12 protein-coding genes are annotated in these 13811 nt (G+C 71.2%); 4 read left to right on the top strand and 8 right to left on the bottom strand.

Annotated elements, in window-relative coordinates; genetic code table 11:
* The 4 genes from ACFWY9_RS13520 to ACFWY9_RS13505 all read right to left on the bottom strand — a co-directional run bounded on the left by ACFWY9_RS13520 (position 1) and on the right by ACFWY9_RS13505 (position 4621).
* Positions 1–1047 carry a hypothetical protein gene (locus ACFWY9_RS13520; protein WP_378323407.1) on the bottom strand — a complete coding sequence of 349 codons (1047 nt, stop codon included), beginning with the start codon at positions 1045–1047 and terminating at the stop codon, positions 1–3.
* 286 nt (positions 1048–1333) lie between these two features.
* Positions 1334–1531: a hypothetical protein gene (locus tag ACFWY9_RS13515; RefSeq protein ID WP_378323406.1), complete on the bottom strand. Its 198-nt coding sequence runs from the start codon at positions 1529–1531 to the stop codon at positions 1334–1336.
* Positions 1532–1563: 32 nt separating this feature from the next.
* A complete protein-coding gene (locus ACFWY9_RS13510) occupies positions 1564–1746 on the bottom strand; it encodes a hypothetical protein (RefSeq protein WP_378323404.1) in 183 nt (60 codons plus the stop codon).
* Positions 1721–4621, bottom strand: a complete 2901-nt coding sequence (locus ACFWY9_RS13505; RefSeq protein WP_378323402.1) for a type 2 lanthipeptide synthetase LanM family protein — start codon at positions 4619–4621, stop codon at positions 1721–1723. Before ACFWY9_RS13505 ends, ACFWY9_RS13510 begins: the two co-directional genes overlap by 26 nt.
* A gap of 335 nt (positions 4622–4956) precedes the next feature.
* Between ACFWY9_RS13505 and ACFWY9_RS13500 the strand changes: the two genes are divergently transcribed.
* Entirely contained in the window at positions 4957–5418 is a 462-nt protein-coding gene (locus tag ACFWY9_RS13500) for a cobalamin-dependent protein (protein ID WP_378323401.1), read from the top strand.
* A 106-nt stretch (positions 5419–5524) separates the two neighbouring features.
* Here ACFWY9_RS13500 and ACFWY9_RS13495 read toward each other — a convergent pair whose 3' ends face one another.
* Positions 5525–6718 carry a thiolase family protein gene (locus ACFWY9_RS13495; RefSeq protein WP_378323399.1) on the bottom strand — a complete coding sequence of 398 codons (1194 nt, stop codon included), beginning with the start codon at positions 6716–6718 and terminating at the stop codon, positions 5525–5527.
* Between the two features lie 146 nt (positions 6719–6864).
* On the opposite strand from ACFWY9_RS13495, the gene ACFWY9_RS13490 reads away from it, so the two are divergent.
* Together ACFWY9_RS13490 and ACFWY9_RS13485 are read left to right on the top strand one after the other, a co-directional pair.
* The gene (locus tag ACFWY9_RS13490) at positions 6865–7302 is read left to right on the top strand and encodes a winged helix-turn-helix transcriptional regulator (protein ID WP_378323398.1); all 438 of its coding nucleotides are present in this window, start codon (positions 6865–6867) and stop codon (positions 7300–7302) included.
* Positions 7303–7319: 17 nt separating this feature from the next.
* Positions 7320–7910 (top strand): GrpB family protein, encoded by a 591-nt coding sequence (locus tag ACFWY9_RS13485; RefSeq protein WP_378323396.1) that lies wholly within the window; start codon positions 7320–7322, stop codon positions 7908–7910.
* Here the strand turns inward: ACFWY9_RS13485 and ACFWY9_RS13480 are convergent.
* On the bottom strand, positions 7888–8745 hold the full coding sequence (locus ACFWY9_RS13480; protein ID WP_378323395.1) for a class I SAM-dependent methyltransferase: 858 nt from the start codon (positions 8743–8745) through the stop codon (positions 7888–7890). The two genes, ACFWY9_RS13485 and ACFWY9_RS13480, sit on opposite strands and share 23 nt — an antisense overlap.
* Positions 8746–8944: 199 nt before the next feature.
* Here ACFWY9_RS13480 and ACFWY9_RS13475 point away from each other — a divergent pair, with 199 nt between their 5' ends.
* A complete protein-coding gene (locus ACFWY9_RS13475) occupies positions 8945–10513 on the top strand; it encodes a Na+/H+ antiporter (RefSeq protein ID WP_378338969.1) in 1569 nt (522 codons plus the stop codon).
* A 121-nt stretch (positions 10514–10634) separates the two neighbouring features.
* Here ACFWY9_RS13475 and ACFWY9_RS13470 read toward each other — a convergent pair whose 3' ends face one another.
* On the bottom strand, positions 10635–11975 hold the full coding sequence (locus ACFWY9_RS13470; protein WP_378323393.1) for a nitrate/sulfonate/bicarbonate ABC transporter ATP-binding protein: 1341 nt from the start codon (positions 11973–11975) through the stop codon (positions 10635–10637).
* A 26-nt stretch (positions 11976–12001) separates the two neighbouring features.
* Positions 12002–13741, bottom strand: coding sequence for an ABC transporter permease (locus ACFWY9_RS13465; protein ID WP_378323392.1), 1740 nt, complete (start codon positions 13739–13741; stop codon positions 12002–12004).
* Between the last annotated feature and the right edge of the window lie 70 nt (positions 13742–13811).

The raw sequence follows: 13811 nt of genomic DNA, 5'->3' as shown, positions 1-13811 counted from the left end.
TCACCGAACGGAGAAGATCTCCTGGTACAGGGGATTGCTCCGGAAGACCCGGCCGTGGTGGGTGGACAGGAACGCACCGTGGTGGGTACCCGTCACCGTTTCCAGCCGGGCCCGCAGGTGGTAGTCCGGATGCCTGCCGTTATCGCTCAGCGTCCGTCCGAATCGGACGGACAACCGGTCGCCGGGCCGCACGTCGACGGGCTCGTCGAAACAGGGGAGATAGGTGGTGCCCCACGCCGTTTCGGTGGCAAGAGCGTCGATCGGCGGATCCTGCGGGAGGGCCCAGAGGTTGATCCACAGCAGCAGCCCGTCGATGCGGCCCGCCGTGTGGACGGTGAGTTCGGCGGTCTCGACCGCCTCGACGGTCACACCCGCCGCGAATTCGAGCGTTTCCACCGGGGCGTGGTCGGTCAATAGCGCTTCGGGCGTGGGATGACTGAGCAGCAGCCGCACGTCGAACGGATGACCGGTACTGGTGAAAATCCGATCGAGATAAGGCAGCGATTCGGGATGGAAAGCCAGATCCGGCACGATATCCCGCACACAGATACCGCCCGCCATCGTCACGCACCGGTCCGGCACCATGACCCCGCCCGGTGCCAGCAACCGGGCGTGCGCGTCGGCGAGTGCGGCCGCCGCTCCCTCCGATCCGCCGATCGAACCGATGATCTCGGATACGCAGAGGTCGAAACGCCGATCGGTTTCCAGTTCGGTCGACCAGGACCGGACCAGGGTGAGCCGGTCGCGATACGGGGATTTCTCCAGTGTTTTCCGCGCGAGCACGGCCGTGCTTTCCAAGCCTTCCACAGCGGTGGCGTGGCGTGCGCCGTACTCCAGCGCCAGCGTGGCCCAGTCCAGGTCACGTCCGGTGCCGATGTCCAGCACGGTGCGGCCGGCCGACACCGCGCGCAACGCGGATTCGTAGGCGGCCTCGCATACTTTGTCTTCGGCCATGTAGTCGTAGTCGTAGGAATCGTAGACGGGGTACTCGCCCGGCGATGCCCAAAGCGTGAGCCGGTCGTCGGCGGCACCGAGTGCGACCGGCACACTGATTTCCCGATGACGGGAGAGTTTTTTTCTGCGAAAGCCGTTGATCATCAGGCCACTTCCATCGTCGAAATTGACCCGGACATTTGCTTATCGACCTGATGACAGTATCGGAACGGACCCGGTGCGCACAAGGGAACCCGTCGGCTCAGCGCATTAGGCCGACAGCCGCAGTGATTGCCGCGCGAGAAGGCTACGCGATTTCGAGTGAGCGCTCAGCCGATTTCCCGGCGAAGCCGGGGTGGCGGCACCGGCCGGTCCCGCCACCCCGGGAATTCCGCCTCGCCTACGATCCGATCAGCACCGTGAGCGCGGTGGCGACCGAGGGCGAGCCGGGGTCGCCCTGCAGCGTGACCAGCGGGTTGGCGCTCATCGCGGTCCCGCCGCCCGCCAGCGCCTGGTTACGCTTCCCGATGCCGCTCGGACGCGGCAGCAGCACGGCGCCGAGCGGGTCCTCGGCGCCGGGTTCTTCCTTGTCGTACATGCGTTTTCCCCTGTGGTGAGCCTGTGTACCGATCAGAACGGATGCGTGGTGGCGACCGTGCAGACCGGCGTGCTGTGAATCGTGTGCACGGTGTCCGCGCTGGCGTGCGGCAAGGCACCCGCGAGCGCGTTGTTGCGCCGTGCCGACGTCGTGGGCGTGGGCAGCACGATCTCGCCGATCGCGTCGTCGTTACCCGACAGGCTGTTCTCCAGCATCGATGGTTCCCCTCTCCGTGGTGCTGTTCGCCGCCCCCGGCCGCAACAGCAGTGCGGACGGGACCCGCTCGGCGAATCCCAGCCGCAGCAGCCCGTAGCCGATCCCGGCCAGGCCGGTCAGCAGCCCCGGGGACGGCACGGCGCCTGGTGTGCCACACCGCGGGCCGTGGCGATCCAGAGCCGCCAGCAGCGTGCCGACACGGCATCGGACCGCGGCGGCGGCGCCAGTGTGACCATCTTCGGCCAGCACGCACAAGGCTTCGACGATCCCCGCTTCGCCGTGGCAGAGGCTCATGTCCTTGAGGGGTGCCTGATCGGCCAACACGGCGACGGCCTCGTCCAGAACGGCGTTGTCGGCGCCGACCTGCGCGTGGGCCAGCGTGGCGCCGGCGAGGCCGCCGCACCAGCCGCGGCCGGCGCCCCAAAAGGCGGCGAACCCGGCCCGTCCCGACGTCCGGAAGTCCACCCGGTGGTGTGCCCCGGCGAGCGCCCACGCGATGCCCGCCGCACCGGTCGCGAAGCCGGCGTCCGCGGACGGTCCGCGGTCGAGCAGCAACTCGGCGTACCGCTGCGCGAGCCGGTCGGCCTGGTCGAGACCGGTTGCCGCGTGGACGGCCCGCATCGCGGCGAGCCCGCCGGCGAGCCCGGTCATGTACTCCGCCGGGGTGTCCGGGCCCGCCGCGGGCATCGCGGCCACGGCCTGTTCCACGAGTCCAGCGGGCACGTCGTCGCCGAGCAGGGCCGTCAGCCGGGTGGCGGCGTAGGCGACGCCGCCGAGCCCGAGCGGCCCGCCGCAGCCCGCGGCGTCGGCGAGTTCCCGGTCGGCCCGCATCTTTTCGAGCAGTGCCGGGAGCGGTCGCACGGCCTGGGCCGCGAGATCGCGGTAGCGCGCGATCCCGGACAGCTCGGCGAGCTGGGCGAGGAAGAGCGCGACGCCGGTGTAGCCCTCGCCGAGGCCCGCGCCCATGGGCAGCACGGCCCAGTACCGCTCGTCGATCACCTCGAGCCCGAGCCAGTTCGCGCGCCGCTCGTCGCCGAAGGCGCGGGCGAGGATCCGGTCGGCGATCCCGCACGCGGTGACGAGCAGCTGCGCGGTGCCCGGCGCGTTGCTGGGCGCGGCGTCGGCGACGATGTCCGCGCAGCGATGCGTGACCTCGGCCGCGCCGCTCGCGACCGCGGCGGAGATCAGCCATTCCTGATCGCGCTGGTCCACCGTGCTCATCGCGCCGAGCTTCCCGAGCACGGCGTCGAGCGCGGGCGAGGCGAGCATGCCGTCGATCCGGTTCCCTCCCGAATCCCAGAGCGCGGACGACGTCGGGCGCGTGGTGAACATCGGCACGTCCCCGGCCCAGAGATCTTCGCGTTCGGCCGGGACCAGCTGCTCGCGGACGAGGTCGCCCGCAGAGTCGGTGGCCAGCAGATCGAAGGCGCCGTCCCGGTCCTGCGCATCGCGCAGCAGGTCAGGATGGGTGGTTTCGTCGAGGATCCGGGCGTAGAAGTTGGTCGGCCGGATCAGCACGCGGATCGTGTCGCCCCCGCCCTCGCGCACCAGCCGGGCCAGCTCGTCGTGGGCGTCCGCGATCGTGTCGTAACCGGTCCGGAATCCGCTCAACAGGGCGGCGGTGTGCTCGGCGGGATCGACGTCGCGCCCGTCGAGGCGGGGCCGGTTGAGCGCGCCGGGCAGGATCCCGGGGATCCGCCCGAGCCGCATCCGGTCGGTGCCCGCGTCGAGCCAGCGGACCTGGTCGCTCGGCAGCTGACCGCCGCGCCCGCCGAGCCCGGAGACGTCGATGGCGCCCCGTTCGCCGACGAGGAGCTGGGGGAGCAGCATGGTGCGCTGCACGGAGCGGGAAAGCACGTCCGCGGCGGGATCCGGCTGGCGCCCCGGCGTGGGCAGCGCCGGTTGGAGCAACGTTTCGACGTCGACGAGCACGGGCTGGTCTCCGCAGGCGATGACGTTCTCGTAGTGGACGTCGGTGGCGTCGAGCGCGTGCAGCAGGGCCAGCAGGACCCCTTGCCGCCGGTAGAACCGGTCGACGTCGTCGAGGGACGCGCACGGCCGGTGCTCGACGAACCGGAGCCAGCCGTAACCCGGCCGCGCCAGCGCGTCCACGGTGCGGAGTTCGAGGCCGGGAACCCGCGCGTTGAGCCAGCCCACGATGCCGGAGAACCGGGTGTGCAGGCTCAGCGGACGCGGTTTGTAGATCACCTTGTGCCCGCTGGAGAATTCGAGCAGCCGGACGGACCGGCCGCGCTGGTGCGAGTCCCCGGCGCCGCCATACACCCGCAGCAAGGTCCCGAGATCGCCGTCGGCGAAGCTTTCGGCGATGCGCGCGCGATCGGTGGTGAAGCGGTCGAGAAGCTCCACAGTGGACTCGACAGCCTGGAGGCACAGCTGCCCGAGCAGCCGGGCGAGCACGGGATACGTCGTGAAGAGGCCGGTGAGCCCCTCCCGGGTGCCGGTGCGGCGGGCGAAGTCGGCGAACCGTTCCTCGGGGGTCGAGCCGTCGAGCGTGCCCGCCGTCCTGGCCCGGTTGAGCTCACGCACCAGTGTCCGTACGGCGATCGTGACGAGCCGGTCCCCGACCTCGGCCGCCACCCGCTCGGTGAGGGTGCTCTCGTCGACGCGCGCCAGATCCGCGGCGGCCTGGCCGAGGCGGTGGCGGACGACGTCGACGAGCGGGTGGAACACACCGGCGAACGTCGCCCGCCAGTCCTCGGGCGCCTGAGGAGCACTCGTCACGTTCGTGCTGAGGGCTTCGGCGATGAAGGCCGCCCAGTCCGGGCGGGTTTCGTCGGCGCGCCGTTCGCGCGCCGTGTGGCCGGGGGTCCACCAGCCCGGTGGCAGGGCCGTGGTGGGCCGCTCGGGAATCACTCCGATGATGGTGCCAGCGGGGACAGGGCGGGCACATGGGGGCGAGACGCGTATTTTCCGGCTCGCGTCCGCCACGACGTCCTGACCTGCGAGGATCGTCGGCTAGCGGCGCCAGGTCCGCCCGTTGGGGCAGCGAACGCGGGGGTGTCCGCCCGCGTTCCGCGCGCGCCCGGTACGCGGCGGGCCGGGGGCGGGAGCGGAATTTGGGGTCCGCGCCCCCATGTGCGCGCGTGGGGAAGGCGTCACGATCTGGTGGTCGGCTGGGGGGCCGCTGGTGGCAGGGAGGTGCCGGTGCACGTTCTTCGCCGCGTCGAACTCAGGGGGCGCAACGAACCATGACCACGTTCCGATACTCCCGCGCCACGCGGCGCCGCCCGCGGGCCTGCCGCTCGCTGAAGATCGTGCTCTCCGGTCTTCCGTCGGAAACACACGCGTGGAACCTGGTGGCACTGCAGCTGATCATGGAGGGCATGGGGCACGAGGTGGTGAACCTCGGCGCCGGTGCGGACGTGGCGCGGGTCCTCGCCGCCTGCCGCCGGGAACGGCCGGACTGCCTGGTACTGAGCACGGTCACCGGCCGGGGCCAGGCGGAGGCCGCGCGGGTGATCTCGAAGGTACGGGCCGATCCCGCGCTCAGCGGTCTCACCGCCGTGCTCGGCGGCAGGCTCGGTGCGGGCGGCGATCCCCGCGCCGAGCTGCTGGGGCTCGGCTTCGACGAGGTGTTCCATGTCGATTCCGCCGACACCGGGAAGGCGGTGGCCTCGTTGCGGGAGTTCGTTTCCACGCGCGCGTGCTGAGAATTGGGGGTACGCACCGAGGGGACGCCCCCGGTGCGTCTCGGCAGCGGCCCGCAGGGGCCTCGTTGAGGGACGCAGAGTCGCTCAACGAGGCCCCTGCGGATGATCAGAGGCGTTCGACGATGGTCGCGTTGGCCAGTCCGCCCGCCTCGCACATCGTCTGCAGGCCGTAGCGGCCGCCGGTCTGCTCCAGCACGGACAGCAGCGTGGTGAGCAGCCGCGCGCCGCTGCCGCCGAGCGGGTGGCCGAGCGCGATCGCGCCGCCGTTGACGTTCACCTTCGCCAGGTCGGCGCCGAGCTCGGCCTGCCACGCCAGCACGACGCTCGCGAACGCCTCGTTCACCTCGAAGGCGTCGATGTCCGAAAGGGACAGTCCGGCCCGGTCGAGCACCTTGCGGGTGGCCGGGATGATCCCGGTGAGCATGTAGATCGGGTCGTCGCCCGCGACGGCGAAGCTGTGCAGCCGCGCGCGGGGACGCAGCCCGAGCTTCGCCGCGGTCTCGCTGCTGGTGATCAGCACGGCGGCGGCGCCGTCGTTGATCGGCGACGCGTTGCCCGCGGTGACCCGCCAGTCGAGTTCGGGGAACCGCTGTTCCCAGACGTCCGCGCGGTAGGCGGGCCGCAGCCCGGCGAGGATCTCCGGGGTCGTGCCGGGGCGGACGGTCTCGTCGGTGGTGACGTCGGCGAGCGTCCCGTCCGGGCGGGGCGCCTTGAGCGGGGCGACCTCGCGGGCGAAGCGCCCTTCGGCCCACGCCGCGGCGGCGCGGCGGTGGCTTTCGGTGGCGTACACGTCGAGGCGTTCACGCGAGAACCCCCATTTCGCGGCGATCAGCTCGGCGCTGATTCCCTGCGGTACCAGCCCTTCCGGGTACCGCGCCGCGACACCGCTGCCGAACGGGTCCTGCCCGGCGGACTGGCTGCCCATCGGCACCCGGCTCATCGACTCGACGCCCGAGGCGATCACGACGTCGTAGGCCCCGCTGATGACGCCCTGCGCGGCGAAGTGCACGGCCTGCTGGCTGCTGCCGCACTGGCGGTCGACCGTCACCGCCGGCACCGATTCGGGCAGCCCGGCGGCGAGCGCGGCCCAGCGCGCGGTGTTCATGCTCTGCTCGCCGATCTGGCCGACCGCGCCGCTGATGACGTCGTCGACCCGCGCGGGGTCGATCCCGGTCCGCTCCACCAGCGACCGGATCGCGTGCGCGTGCAGGTCGACCGGATGCACCCCGGCGAGGGTGCCGTTCGGCTTGCCCTTGCCGATCGGGGTGCGTACCGCGTCGATGATCACTGCGTCCGTCATGGCCCGTTCCTCCTTCTGTGCCTGAGGAAATCCGGTATACGCCCAGTGAGTTGGATTCCACAACCCGCTGAAGGTTCCCGTGTTGCCGGAGTCACAACAGCGGGTCCACGTGCTAGGTTGGATTTGACGACCGAAGGAGGTCCGGGATGGCGGCGCGCGGGCGGGACTGCTCGATCGCGGACGCGCTGGAGGTGATCGGCGAACGCTGGAGCCTGCTCGCGCTGCGGGAGATCATGCTGGGGGAGCGGCGCTTCAACCAGATCGCCGAGAACACCGGCGCGAGCCGCGACATCCTCGCCGCCCGGCTGCGCAAGCTCGTCGAGGCGGGCGTGCTCGAAAAGCGCCAGTACGAGGACCATCCGCCCCGCTATGACTACCTGCCGACCGAGGCGGGCCGCGCGCTCCAGCCGATCCTGCTCGGGCTGATGGCCTGGGGCGACCAGTACGTCCACAATGGACCTCCGCCGACCGTGTGGCAGCACGCGTGCGGCGCCGAACTGAAGCCGGAGACGGTGTGCGCGTCGTGCGGCGAGCCGATCGACGCGCCTGGGACGAAGCCGCTGCGGATCGGCGCCGTGCGCTGACCGGTACCGTCGTGTCCGTGCCGTTTCCCGACGAGATCGCGCCCGTGGCGGTGGTCGGCCACCGGCCGGAATGGCCCCGCGAGTTCGACCGGCTGGCGAAGCTGGTCGGGGACGCGCTCGGCGAGGTCGCCGTCGCGATCGACCACGTCGGCTCGACCTCGGTGCCCGGCCTCGCGGCCAAGGACTGCGTCGACATCCAGGTCCGGGTCGCGGCGATCGACGAGGAACGCCTGGTTTCCCTGTTCGGTGCCATCGGTTTCCGGTGCCGCCCGGAGCCGTGGAACCGCGTCGAGACCTCGGCCGGGACGCGGTGCCGGAAACTCGTCTTCGCGCCGCCGCCCGGTGCGCGCCGGTGCAACGTCCACATCCGGGAGCACTCCGGTCCCAACGCGCGCTTCGCGCTGCTGTTCCGGGATTACCTGCGGGCCGACAAAACCGCGCGCGACGCGTGGGGAGCGTTCAAGCTGCGGCTGGCGGAGAGCGTGCCGGACTGGGCGGACTACGGCCAGATCAAGGCGCCCGCCACCGAGGTCCTGATGGCCGCGGCCGAACGATGGGCCGCGGACACCGGCTGGCGGTCGCCCTTCAGCGCTCCCGGACGGCGATGAGGAAGCCGCCGGTGGTCTCGTCGGCTTCGCGGCCGTACGCGACGGCGAGGGAGGAACGGCTGTAGGTCTGCGGTTGCCAGCCGTGATCGGAGAACCAGTCCGTCGCGCGGGTGCCGAGCCCGCCCTTCCACAACGCGGTCACGTTCTCGGCGCCGCGGAGCGCCCGGGCCTGGGTGAGGAGCCCGTCCTGGTCGCCGTCGGGACGGTGCTCACAGGCCAGTCTGCTGCCCGCCGCGGACAGCTCGCCGACGGTCGTGAGCATTCGGGTGGCCTCGTCGTAGGACAGGTAGACCAGCAGCCCTTCGGCAAGCCAGGCGGTGGGGAGCGTGGGATCGAAACCCGCCGCGCGGAGTTCGCTCGGCCAGTCCTCGCGCAGGTCGGCCGGGACCACGGTCCTGGCGCACCGCGGGGCCGCGGACTCCCGCGCCAGCACGTCGTCCTTGAACGCGAGGACGTCGGGCAGGTCCAGTTCGAACAGTCGCAGCCCGTCGGGCCAGCCGAGCCGGTACGCACGGGTGTCGAGCCCCGCCGCGAGGAGCACGACCTGCGCGCACCCGGCGGCCGTGGCGGCGAGCAGGTACTCGTCGTAGAACCGGGTACGGACGACCACGTGCGCGTAGAACACCGTGCCCAGCCGGTTCGTCGGATTCGACGGGGTCAGCTCCTCGGCGGAATCCGGTGCCTCGGGGAACAGGGCCCGGCCCGCTTCGAAGAACGCTCGCGCGTAGGGATCGTCGAACAGCTTGTCCGGCCGGTTGCTTTCGAGCGCGCGCAGGCCGGCCACCCCGAGGGCGGTCCTGCTGACGGCGGGCAGCGAGTCCGGTGACGCGGTCATTGATCCACCTCCCGGTCCTCACCGTACGGCAGCGGCGGGTCTCCGTTCGGGTGATCCGCCGACGGGTGTGCCGGGCGGTTTCGTGCTGACATGACGGCCGCACCTGCGTCCGGTCTTGACGTGTTCTTGACGTAGGGTGGTCCCGGCGCGCCGGGAAGTCTGGTCGGCATTCGGGACTGGACGACGAAAGGACCCGGTCATGCGCGGTGTCGAGACGGTGCTGTTCCTCGTGGTGGTCGCGACGGTGGTGGCCACCTTCGCGAATCGCCTGCGGGTCCCGGCGCCGTCGCTGCTCGTCGTCGCGGGCGTGGTCGTCGGGCTGCTGCCGGGCGTGCCCTCGGTCGAGATCACCCCGGAGATCATCAGCCTCGTCGTGCTGCCCCCGCTGCTGTTCGCCGCGGGCGAGGAACTGCCGTGGCGGGATCTGCGCGCGGTCGCCAGGCCGGTGGCGACGCTGGCCGTCGGGCTGGTGCTGCTTTCGGCGGCGGCGGTCGTGGGGGTCGCGGTCGCGGTGACGCCGATGCCGGTCGGGATGGCGTTCGTGCTCGGTGCCGTGCTGGCGAGCACCGACCCGGTCGCGGTCACCGCGCTGGCGCGCCGTCTTTCGCTGCCGCCCCGGGTCCAGGCGCTGATCCAGGCCGAGAGCCTGTTCAACGACGCGACGAGCCTCCTGCTGTTCCGCGTCGCGCTGTTCCTCGCCATCGCGGGCGGTGCGGCGTCGTGGGGACGGACGCTGTCGGAGTTCGCCGTGCTCGCGGGCGGTGGTCTGCTCGTCGGCGCGATCATCGCGGCGGGTGCCTTCGTGATCCGGCGGCACACCGAGGATCCGATGGTGGAGACCGTCGTGGCGCTGGTGACGCCGTACGCCGGATACGTGCTGGCCGAGTCGGTCGGTGCCTCCGGGGTGACCGCGGTGGTCGTGGCGAGCGTGATCCTCGGGACGCAGGCGGAGCGGCTGACCACCGCCCGCATCCGGTTGCAGGTCGGCGCGGTGTACCAGACCGTGGTGTTCCTCCTGGAAAGCGTGGTTTTCGGCCTGATCGGGCTGCAGTTGCCGACGCTGGTGCGGCGGCTCACCGGGACCACCGCGTGGTGGCCGCTGCAGGCCCTCGCGATCGCCGTGACCCTGGTGCTGGCACGGCTGCTGCTGGTGTTCGTGCTGAGCACGATCCGGCAGCGCCGGGGCGGCGGGCGCGTGTCGTGGCAGGCGCCGGCGGTGATCTCGTGGGCGGGGGCGCGCGGGGTCGTGCCGCTGGCCGCCGCGTTGTCGCTGCCGCTCACCGCGCTCGACGGGACACCGCTGCCCTCCCGCGACCTGGTGCTGCTGCTGACGACCGCGGTCATCGTGGTGACGCTGGTGGTGCAGGGCTTCACGCTCGCGCCGCTGGTCCGGCGCACCGGCATCGCGCTCGACCCGGCCGACATCCGCCACGAGCACTTCGACGCCCGCCTGCGGATCGCCGAAGCCGGGCTCTCGCACCTGGAGCACCTCGCGGAAACCGAATCGGCGCCGGAGTTCGTGGTCGATCAGCTCCGGCAGAGCTGGCGGGCCCGCATCGACCGCATCCGCACCGACGACAGCGAGGACCCGGACGGGATGTCCCGCTTCGCCGCGTACCGGGTGCTGCGCCGCGAAGTCCTCGCGGTGGAAGGCGCCGAGCTGACGCGTCTGTTCGAGCAGGGCGTGATCACCGACTCGACCCGCCGCCGGATCCAGCGCCTCCTCGACCTCGAAACAGCGGGCCTCGGCGACGACCCGGCCGCGTGATCCAGCGGCACGTCCGCGTGACCGAACGGCGCATCGGCGTGATTGAGGGGAGATCTCGCGTGATTGACGGGGAGCACCGCCCAATCACGCGAGATCTCCGGCTGATCACGCGAGATCTCCGTCAGCGGGATCCACTGTGGACGATGGAGGGCGCCGGGATCGTGACCAGTTGGCGGTCGTCGGTGTTGTAGTCGAACAGCTCGGCGTAGCGGCCCCAGTCGACGGCGATGTCGAGCTGCTGTTCGGCGTCCTCGGCGGAGAAGCCGCGCCGCAACAGGTCGAGGAAGAAGTCGGCACGCATCTTCCCGGTCGAGCTGGCCGCCAGCGCCGTCGAGATCGTGCGGACCAGCGGCGCCCGTTGCCGGACCTGCTCGGCGAAGATCTCCTTGCTGCGCAGGATGTCCGCGGTCGTGAACGCATCGCCCACCGGCGTGCAGCACAGGTCGGCGCCGACCACGAGCAGCAGGTCCAGCATCGCGGCGGCGTCGACGAGGGGGAGCAGGTCGTCGATCTCGAAGGTGAGCTCGGCCGCGACGTCGGGCAGGTCGACACGGCCGCCGCGGGCGTGGACGATCTCGACCAGCCCGGCGAGCCCGCCGACCGACGCCGAGGGCAGCGGCTGCGAAATCGGCGTCGCTTCGGCGGGTTCCGCGGCCAGGTTGTTCGGATCGCGGCCGGTGAGCAGGCCGTAGAGGTGGTCGACGACGGCGGCGAACTTCGGCGTGCGGCGATCCCGGGGCCGGGCGAGCGTGACGTCCACCTCGGCCCGGATGTGGCCGGGGTTCGCGCCCAGCACGATGACGCGGTCGGCGAGTTGGACCGCCTCCTCGATGTTGTGCGTGACGATGCAGATGGCCTTCGTCGGGAAGTTCGTGGTCTCCCACAGGTCCATCAGCTCGCCGCGCAGGTTCTCCGCGGTGAGCACGTCGAGCGCCGAGAACGGCTCGTCCATCAGCAGCACGTCCGGTTCGAGCACCAGGGCCCGCGCGAAACCGACGCGCTGCCGCATCCCGCCGGAGAGTTCCTTGGGGTACGCCGACTGGAAGCCGTCGAGGCCGATGAGGTCGATAGCCGCCAACGCGCGCTCACGACGTTCCCGTGGCGGGACGCCCTGTGCCGCGAGACCCAGTTCGACGTTGTCCTGGACGGTCAGCCACGGCATCAGCGCGAAGGACTGGAACACCATGGCGGTCCCGGGATTGGCGCCGCGTAGTTCGTCACCGCGATACCGGACGCCGCCGCGGGTCGGGGCGATGAGCCCGGCGATGGTCCGCAGCAGCGTCGACTTGCCGGAGCCGGAGCGGCCCAGCAGCGCGACGATCTCGCCCGCGCGCAGGTCGAGCCGGATGTCCTCGAGCACCCGCAACTCGTCGCCCGCCGCGCCGGTGAAGCTCTTGCTCACCGCGTCGACGCTGATCAGGACTTCACCGGTGCGGGTGGCCGGGGTGGTGGTCGTGGTCATGGGAAACCTCCGTCTACAGTGGATGGTCAGAGCGAGTAGCGCTGCTCGGCGAGGGTGGAAAGCCTGCGCCAGAACAAGCGGTTGAGGCTGACGACGAAGACGCTCATCACGACGACGCCGATGAGCAGGCGCCCGTAGTCACCGGACTCGGTGGCGTCCTTGATGTACGCGCCGAGCCCGGTGGCGTGCAGCGTGGTGCCGTTGTAGCTCACGATCTCGGAGACGATGGAGGCGTTCCACGCGCCGCCCGCCGCGGTGATCCCGCCGGTGACGTAGCTGGGGAAGATCCCGGGCAGCACGAGCCGCCGCCACCACAACGCGCACGGCAGCCGCAGGTTGGCCGAGGCCTCACGCAGGTCGTGCGGGATCGCCGACGCCCCGGCGATGACGTTGAAGAGGATGTACCACTGCGCGCCGAGCGCCATCAGCAGGATCCCGCCCCAGTTCAGGCTGATCCCGGTCGCCACGAGCACCGCGGTGACGAGCGGGAACAGGAAGTTGGCCGGGAAGCTGGCGAGGATCTGGACCAGCGGCTGCGCCAGCCGCGACACCTTCGGGTTCATCCCGATCCAGACTCCGACCGGCACCCAGATCACCGTCGCCACCACGACGAGCAGCACGACCCTGCCGAAGGTGACGAGGCCGAGCAGCAGCGCGTGGCCGATCTCGCCGAAACCCGCCGTGCGGTCGATGAAGCCGATCATGAAGAACAGGCCGCAGGCGATCGCCGCGGTGACGATGACCGCGAACACGACGTCGCCGATCCGCCGCCGGAACGCCGAGGTCCGCAGCGGATGCTCGCCCAGCCCGAACACCGCCATGGCCCGGTCCAGCGGGAACACGAGCTTGCCGAGGAACCGGGAGAGGAACGCGGGGACGCGGGACCGGCGCAGCAGCATCAGCACCAGGCTGCGCGGCGCCTCGGCGGCCTCGGCCTCCTCGTTGCGGAACCGCTCGGCCCACGCGGTGAGCGGCCGCCAGAAGAGCACGTTGACGCCGACGACCATGACGATCATGGCCACGATCGAGAGCAGGACGTGGTCCAGCTCCCCGGCGTCGCTCGCGGTCTTCACGTAGGCGCCGATACCGGGCAGTGCGTAGGTGTGGTTGTCGACGCTGAGCGCCTCCGCCGCGACCAGGAAGAACCACCCGCCGCCGAAGCTCATCATCCCGTTCCAGACCAGTCCGATCATCCCGCTGGGCGCGTCGAGCCGCCAGAACCGCTGCCAGCGCGAGAGCCGGAGCAGCCGTGCGGCCTCGTCCAGCTCGCGGGGCTGGGTGACGAGCGAGTGATAGAAGGAGAACGTCATGTTCCACGCCTGCGAGGTGAAGATCGCGAACACCGCCGCGCCTTCCAAACCCAGCTGCGAACCGGGGAACAGTGCGATGAACCCGGTGATCGTCACCGAGAGGAACCCGAGGATCGGCACCGACTGGAGGATGTCGAGCAGTGGGAGGAGTACCTTCGCCGCGCGGCGTGAGCGGGCGGCGGCGGTGGCGTAGACGAAGGTGAACACCGTCGATGCGGCGAGGGCGAGGAACATCCGCAGCAGCGAACGTGCCGCGTAGTAAGGGAGTTCGGCGGGATCGGTGGACACAGTGGACGGTGCGGTCGCCTGGTCCCACGGCACGGCGGCGCCGTGGGTGAGCCGGATCAGGGCCCACAACAGGACGGCCGCGCCGAGGAACACGACGACATCGGCGGCGGTACGGCGGCGTGGCCGGGTCAGCGCGCCACGGCTGGGAAAGGTGCGAAGCAGGGACATGGGAGAACTCGTTCTTCTCTTCAGAGGGCGTGAAAGGGCAGCGTCAGGCCGCGAATCGTCCGGTATGGAC

Source organism: Amycolatopsis sp. NPDC059027 (assembly GCF_042739735.1).
Taxonomy (GTDB): Bacteria; Actinomycetota; Actinomycetes; order Mycobacteriales; family Pseudonocardiaceae; genus Amycolatopsis.
Note: the sequence above shows the minus strand (reverse complement) of the source record. Positions and strands in the feature narration are given on the sequence as shown.

Excerpts from the sequence above, each read along its gene's own strand:
- ACFWY9_RS13470 (WP_378323393.1), bottom strand. The coding sequence starts at position 11,975 with ATGACCACGACCACCACCCCGGCCACCCGCACCGGTGAAGTCCTGATC.
- ACFWY9_RS13480 (WP_378323395.1), bottom strand. The coding sequence starts at position 8,745 with ATGACCGCGTCACCGGACTCGCTGCCCGCCGTCAGCAGGACCGCCCTC.
- ACFWY9_RS13515 (WP_378323406.1), bottom strand. The coding sequence starts at position 1,531 with ATGTACGACAAGGAAGAACCCGGCGCCGAGGACCCGCTCGGCGCCGTG.
- ACFWY9_RS13495 (WP_378323399.1), bottom strand. The coding sequence starts at position 6,718 with ATGACGGACGCAGTGATCATCGACGCGGTACGCACCCCGATCGGCAAG.
- ACFWY9_RS13465 (WP_378323392.1), bottom strand. The coding sequence starts at position 13,741 with ATGTCCCTGCTTCGCACCTTTCCCAGCCGTGGCGCGCTGACCCGGCCA.
- ACFWY9_RS13510 (WP_378323404.1), bottom strand. The coding sequence starts at position 1,746 with ATGCTGGAGAACAGCCTGTCGGGTAACGACGACGCGATCGGCGAGATC.
- ACFWY9_RS13475 (WP_378338969.1), top strand. The coding sequence starts at position 8,945 with ATGCGCGGTGTCGAGACGGTGCTGTTCCTCGTGGTGGTCGCGACGGTG.
- ACFWY9_RS13500 (WP_378323401.1), top strand. The coding sequence starts at position 4,957 with ATGACCACGTTCCGATACTCCCGCGCCACGCGGCGCCGCCCGCGGGCC.
- ACFWY9_RS13490 (WP_378323398.1), top strand. The coding sequence starts at position 6,865 with ATGGCGGCGCGCGGGCGGGACTGCTCGATCGCGGACGCGCTGGAGGTG.